The organism is Comamonas sp. B-9 (genome assembly GCF_000410635.1).
GTDB lineage: Bacteria > Pseudomonadota > Gammaproteobacteria > Burkholderiales > Burkholderiaceae_C > Comamonas.
The window spans coordinates 48,651-54,607 of record NZ_KE148631.1 but is presented as its reverse complement, the minus strand read 5'-3'; the positions used below and the strand labels follow the sequence as shown (position 1 = coordinate 54,607).

The following is a 5,957-nucleotide window of genomic DNA, read 5'->3' as shown; positions in this document are numbered from 1 at the left end:
AGATGGCCGCGATGTATGGCGAAGCGGCGCATTTTCGCAGCCGCATCCAGATGCAGCGCCACGCCTTTGGCCGGGGCGAGTACCAGTACGTTGCCTACCCGCTGCCAGCGCTGCTGCAGGCCTTGCGCACGGCACTCTATGCCCGCTTGCAGCCCGTGGCGGAGCAATGGCGCGCGCAGCTCGCAGCCGCCGCGCCACCTTGGCCTGCGCAGCATGCGGCCTTGCTGGCGCAGTGCCATGCAGCCGGCCAGCGGCGGCCCACACCGCTGCTGCTGCGCTATGGCGCGGGCGACTACAACTGTCTGCACCAGGACTTGTATGGCGAACTGGTGTTTCCGCTGCAGGTGATCGTGCTGCTGTCGCAGCCGGGCGAGGATTTTGACGGCGGCGAGCTGGTGCTGACCGAGCAGCGCCCCCGCATGCAGTCGCGCGTGCAGGTGCTGCCGCTGCAGCGCGGTGATGCGGCCATCATTGCGGTGCGCGAGCGGCCGGTGCAGGGCACACGCGGCAGCTACCGGGTGCAGCACCGGCATGGGGTCTCCACCGTGCTGCGGGGCGATCGCCATACCTTGGGCATTGTGTTCCACGATGCAGAGTAAGCGCTGAAACAGCCCCGACTTCATCGCCCAGCCTCCATCCTCTATAGTGGGGATCCACGGCAGCCGCCGCCATCTACCGACCACGCCATGCCCCTGGAACTGACGACCCAAGTCGCCCTGCCTGCCAACTACCGCCCGCAGGACATGCTGGCCCTGCATGCCCGCGATGCCTTGCAGGCGTCCGAGAAAGTCGAAGGGCTGCGTGTCAGCAAGGGCTTGGTCTGGCAGGGCCAGCCTGCGCTGCTGCAGCTGGAGATGGTGGATGGCGCAGCGCGCGCGGTCGCCAGTTTGGCGGTCGATGGCACAGCGCCGACCGGCAACGACCCCGCTGCACTCGATGCGATGCTGGCGCGCATGCTGGGCCTGGGTGACGGGGCGGACCAGCTGGCGCTGCAGCATGGCCAGCACCCGGTGCTGGGCCCCTTGCTGCTGGCCCAGATGGGCTTGCGCGTGCCCGCCAGCAGCAGCCCCTTCGAGGCCCTGGTCTGGGCCATTACCGGCCAGCAGATCAGCGTGGCGGCGGCGATTGCGCTGCGCCGGCGCCTGATTGCGGCCACGGCCTTGCAGCACAGCAGCGGCATGCTCTGCCACCCCGATGCCGCCGCGCTGGCGGCGCTGACGCCCAAGCAATTGCGGGCAGCGGGCTTCTCGGTCAGCAAGATCGCGACCCTGGAGCGCGTCTGCGCCGCCGTGCTGGACGGCAGCCTGCCGCTCGATGCCTGGGCCGCCCAGCCCTTGCAGGCGCAAGACGCCCAGGCGATTGAAGATGCGCTGCTGGCCATCAAGGGCATTGGCCCCTGGACCGTGCATTACGCCTTGCTGCGTGGCTTTGGCTGGCTGGATGGCAGCCTGCATGGCGATGTGGCGGTGCGCAATGCGCTGGCCCGGCTGCTGGATGTACCCAGCGTCTCCCAGCGCGAGGCCGAGCAGTGGCTGGGGGCATTTGCGCCCTGGCGGGCGCTGGTGGCGGCCCACCTCTGGGCCAGCCTGTCGGCCAAAAGCTACTGAGGGCTGGCTTCAAGGGCCTGCAGCGCATCGCCACTGGCCGGGCGCAGCAGGCCCAGCACCACCAGGGCGGAGACCGTGGCTATCGCCGCCAGCACATACAGCAGCTGGGCAAAGGCCTGGCCATAGGCATGTTGCAAACCCAGCGCTGCTGCCGCATCGGGCTGGGCGGGCAGCCAGGCCAGCGCCTGGCGCAGCTCGCCCATCGCCAACTGCTGGGCGGCGGTTTGCAGGCTGGCCGCATCCAACACAGTTGGCAGATGTGGGGTGATCAAGCCGGCTAGCATCGCGGTCACCATCGCCAGCGCAATGCCTTCGCCGGCCACCCGCACGGTGCTGAAAATGCCGGTGGCCATGCCCGCGCGCTCCTGGGGCACGAGGCTTACCGACAGCCCATCCATCAGGCCCCAGGGCAGACCCGCGCCGCTGCCGATCAGCAAGAGCGGCAGCACCCCTGCCATGCCCCCGGCATCCACAGGCACCTGCGCCAGCCACACCAGGCCCCCGGCGGCCAGCAGCAAGCCAGCGGCTGAGATAGGGCCGGCGTGGAACCAGCGCGTGAGCCAGGCTGCTACCAGCGGCACCACCAGCATCGGGGCCGACAGCGCCAGCATCCACCAGCCCGCTGCCACCTCGCTGTAGCCGGCAATGCCGATCAGCTGCAGCGGCAGCAGCACCAGCAACACCACATAGCAGTAGCAGGTCGCAATGGGCAGCACCTGCACACCGATAAAGCGCGGGTAGCGGAACAGGCTCAGGTCCAGCATCGGCCGGGCCACGCGCCGCTCCACGGCGATGAAGAGCAGCAGCGCAAGGATGGATGCCAGTAGCAGCGCGATGACCTGCGGACTGCGCCAGCCCAGCGCGGCGGCCTGCACCATGCCCAGCGTCAGCAAGACCAGCATGCTGGTGAACAGCAGCGCACCGGGCCAGTCCAGCCCCTGGGCCTGCGGGTCGCGCGACTCGCGCATCGCCACCATGCCCACCAGCAAGGCGACCAGGCCCAGGCCAGCGCAGAGCGCAAAACCGGCCTGCCAGCCGGCCTGCTCGATCAGCCAGCCTGTCAACAGCGGGCCAAAGGCCAGGCCGGTGCCAAAGGTGGTGCCCAGCAGGCTAAAGGCCTGGGCGCGCTGCGCTGCTGCAAACTCCTGCGCCAGCGCGGCCGTGCCGCCGGCCAACGTTGCAGCTGCGGCCACGCCTTGCAGCGCACGCAGCAGGTCAATCTGCCAGACGCTGCGCGCCAGCACCAATGCCAGGCCCGCGAGGCAAAAGGTCGACAGGCCCAGCAAAAAAAGCCGCTTGCGCCCCCATTGGTCGGCCAGTGCGCCAGCGGCCATCAGGCAACTGCCAAAGCCCAGCATGAAGGCATTGGTGATCCAGCCCAGGCTGGTGGCGCTGCCGCCCAGTGCGCGGCCAATCGCCGGCGTGGCCACGGCCCCGCCAGAAAAACTCAGTGGCAGCACCAGCGCTGCCAGACAAACGGATGCCAGAACCATCCAGGGCCCGCGCCAGGCGGCGGGTAAAACACGGTGCATAGCCAACTCCTGCAAAAACACGCTGTGGAGCTTAATGAGGAATGGATCGCCAATAAACAGGCCGATTGTTGTTTGATTAACAACCAAATGTCCGTAATATGCGCGCATGGACAACCTGAACCACATCGCCGCCTTTGTGCAGGCGGCCGAGCGCCGCAGTTTTGTGGCCGCCGCCCGCGCCTTGGGCATCTCGGCATCAGCCGTCGGAAAAAGCGTGGCCAAGCTGGAGGCACAACTGGGCACGCAGCTGCTGGTGCGCACCACGCGGCGCGTGTCGCTGTCGCATGAGGGCGAGCTGATGTACACGCACTGGCGCCGCATTCTGGATGACCTGCAGGATGCGCAGGCGCTGCTATCGAGCACGCAGAGCAGTCCCCGGGGCCTGCTGCGCATTGGCCTGCCCACCATTGGCTACCGTTTCTTGCTGCCGGTGATTCCGGCCTTCCGCGCGCGCTACCCGGATATCGCGCTGGACCTGGACTTCAACGACCGGCTGGTCGATGTCGTCGAGGCGCGCCTGGATGCGGTGATCCGCAGCGGCCTGCTGGCCGACTCCAGCCTCAGCGCCCGGCGCCTGGGCCTGTTCCGCTTTGTGCTCTGCGCATCCCCCGCCTATCTGGCGCAGCGCGGCCGGCCCCAGCGCCCCGAGGAGCTGGCGGCGCATGACTGCCTGCGTTTTCGCTTTCCCACCTCAGGCAAGCTGCAGCCCTGGCAGATGGGCGGTGACACGGCCGAGGCGCAGCAGGATGCCGCTGCCCACCCGCCGGCGCTGACCTGCAACAACATGGAGGCCTTGCGCGGCGCGGCGATCGGGGGCCTGGGCATTGCCTATATGCCCGATTTTCTGGCCCGCGATGCGCTGGCCGATGGCAGCTTGGAGACGGTGCTGGACGACTGTCTGACTTATTCCGGCCAGTTCAGCATCCTCTGGCCCTCGGGCCGGCTGATGTCGCCGCGCCTGCGCGTGTTTGTGGACTTTGTGGCCGAGCGGCTGTTCCAGCCCCCGTCGCCATAAAGCCCATCGAGGCCAGGCGCCGGGGCATCAGCCGCCGTGTGCCGGAGTTGCCACCAGCAGGATGAAATGCGCGACGCCTCGGCCTTCGTTGGCAAAGTGGTGCTCGGTGTCCATCGCCAGCTGGGCGCTGTCACCCGCCTGCAGCAGCACGGAATCAGCACCGGTAAAGACGCGCAGGCTGCCGGTCTCGACATAAAACACCTCGCGCGTGCCCGGACGGTGCGGCGCGAAGTGGCTGGAGGTCTGGCCCGGCGGCACCGCATAGTGCAGCAGCTCCAGCCCCGGCAGCGGGCGGGCCAGCGCCAGGCGCACGATACCGGTGTCCTCATGCACAAAGCGCGCATGTTCGCCCGCGCGGGTGATCTGCGCCGGGGCAGGGCTTTGCACCAGATCGCTCAGCTCGCAGCCCAGGCCGCGCGCAATGGCCATCGCGTTGCGCAGGCTCACGCTCAGTAGCCCCCGCTCCACCCGGGACAGCGCCCCGGAAGTCACGCCACTGGCCTGCGCCAACTGGTCCAGGGTGATGGCCAGCTGGGCGCGGCGGGCGCGCACCGCCAGGCCGAACTGCAGATCGGAGTCCGCGCTGGGTGGGGAGTTTTCAGTCGACATGGATTGACTATATTTCGTTTAGGAAATATTATTTGCCTATATGCAATTTCAACAAGATCTCTCCCAATGTACCTGTTATTGAGTGCGTCGCCGGTCCTGGCCGTTATCGCCGGGTTGCTGCTGGGCCTGCGGTCGCTGTATGCAGCGCTGATCGGCGTGGCGTTGGCGCTGGCCGGCTGTGTGATGGCGTTTCCGCTCAGCACGCCCGCAGCGCTGCAGGCACTGGCCAGCTGGATGCCGGTGCTGGTCGAGGTGCTGCTGATTGTGGGCGGGGGCCTCTTGCTGTCCGAAGTGCTGCGCGCCGCCGGCGCGCAAAAAGCGCTGGCGCAATGGGTGATGGGCCGCACCGGTGAAGGCGTGGGCGCCGTGCTGCTGGTGGTGCATGGCGTCACGCCCTTTGCCGAATCGCTGACCGGCTTTGGCATTGGCATCACGATTGGCATTCCGCTGCTGGCGCACAGCGGGTTGCCGGCGCGAAAGATCGCGCTGATTGGCCTCTTGGGCCTGTGCGCCGTGCCCTGGGGTTCGATGGGCCCGGGCACCTTGGTTGCCGCGACGATGGCCGGGCTGTCATTTGATGCGCTGGGCGTGGCCTCAGCAGCAGTGAGTGTGATCCCCATGGTGGTGGTGGGTGTGGCCGCTGCCTGGCTGGCCAGCGCGCCGGGCCGGCGTGCGGGGGCCATGCTGCAGGGTGCCCTGTCGGGCCTGATGCTGGCGCTGGCCATCGGGCTGAGCAATGCGGTGGTCGGTACCTCAGCCGCAGGTGCCTTGGGCGCCTTGCTGATGACGGTGCTCTGGCTCTGGTTGGGCCGTCGGGGCGCAGGCGCTTGTGCGGGCGATGCCGCTGCGCCGCTGGGCGCCCTGGGCTGGCGCGCGCTGGTCGCCTATGGCTTGCTGCTGCTCGGTGTGTTGGTAGCGGGCGCCGTGCTGCGCGCCTTGCAAGGCGCGGGTGCCTGGCATTTGCTGGCATCACCTGCGCTGTGGCTGTTTGTGGCGGCGGCCTGGTTTGCGCGCGGCCTGCCAGCACCCAGCAGCCTGCAGCTGGTGTGGCAGTCCTGGCGCCAGGTGGCGCCCGTGACGGGGCTGTTCATCGTGCTCGGCGTCGTGATGGCGGTATCTGGCATGGCCGCGCAACTGGCCCATGCCTTGGCGCAGGGCGGTAGCGCCTATGTGTTTGCGGCGCCTTTTGTGGCT

6 protein-coding genes are annotated in these 5,957 nt (G+C 68.3%); 4 read left to right on the top strand and 2 right to left on the bottom strand.

All coding sequences use genetic code 11. The features are described from left to right. Positions 1 to 599 (top strand): 2OG-Fe(II) oxygenase (locus tag H928_RS28620; RefSeq protein ID WP_021027724.1); only part of this gene is annotated, 599 nt, incomplete at its 5' end. An 87-nt stretch (positions 600 to 686) separates the two neighbouring features. Continuing rightward, positions 687 to 1,607, top strand: a complete 921-nt coding sequence (locus tag H928_RS0117865) for a DNA-3-methyladenine glycosylase 2 (protein ID WP_021027723.1) — start codon at positions 687 to 689, stop codon at positions 1,605 to 1,607. Here the strand turns inward: H928_RS0117865 and H928_RS28615 are convergent. Continuing rightward, the gene (locus tag H928_RS28615; protein ID WP_052330085.1) at positions 1,601 to 3,139 is read right to left on the bottom strand and encodes an MFS transporter; all 1,539 of its coding nucleotides are present in this window, start codon (positions 3,137 to 3,139) and stop codon (positions 1,601 to 1,603) included. The two genes, H928_RS0117865 and H928_RS28615, sit on opposite strands and share 7 nt — an antisense overlap. A gap of 106 nt (positions 3,140 to 3,245) precedes the next feature. Between H928_RS28615 and H928_RS0117855 the strand changes: the two genes are divergently transcribed. After that, complete coding sequence (locus tag H928_RS0117855; protein WP_021027721.1) at positions 3,246 to 4,154, top strand: LysR substrate-binding domain-containing protein; 909 nt, start codon at positions 3,246 to 3,248, stop codon at positions 4,152 to 4,154. Between the two features lie 27 nt (positions 4,155 to 4,181). On the opposite strand, the gene H928_RS0117850 is transcribed toward H928_RS0117855, so the two are convergent. After that, positions 4,182 to 4,763 (bottom strand): XRE family transcriptional regulator, encoded by a 582-nt coding sequence (locus tag H928_RS0117850; RefSeq protein ID WP_021027720.1) that lies wholly within the window; start codon positions 4,761 to 4,763, stop codon positions 4,182 to 4,184. Positions 4,764 to 4,829: 66 nt separating this feature from the next. On the opposite strand from H928_RS0117850, the gene H928_RS28610 reads away from it, so the two are divergent. Further along, the coding region (locus H928_RS28610; RefSeq protein WP_239645006.1) for an L-lactate permease at positions 4,830 to 5,957 on the top strand (1,128 nt) is incomplete at its 3' end.

What these genes read in the sequence shown, in the direction of transcription:
- H928_RS0117855 (WP_021027721.1), top strand. Translation starts at nt 3,246, where the DNA reads ATGGACAACCTGAACCACATCGCCGCCTTTGTGCAGGCGGCCGAGCGC.
- H928_RS0117850 (WP_021027720.1), bottom strand. Translation starts at nt 4,763, where the DNA reads ATGTCGACTGAAAACTCCCCACCCAGCGCGGACTCCGATCTGCAGTTC.
- H928_RS28615 (WP_052330085.1), bottom strand. Translation starts at nt 3,139, where the DNA reads ATGCACCGTGTTTTACCCGCCGCCTGGCGCGGGCCCTGGATGGTTCTG.
- H928_RS0117865 (WP_021027723.1), top strand. Translation starts at nt 687, where the DNA reads ATGCCCCTGGAACTGACGACCCAAGTCGCCCTGCCTGCCAACTACCGC.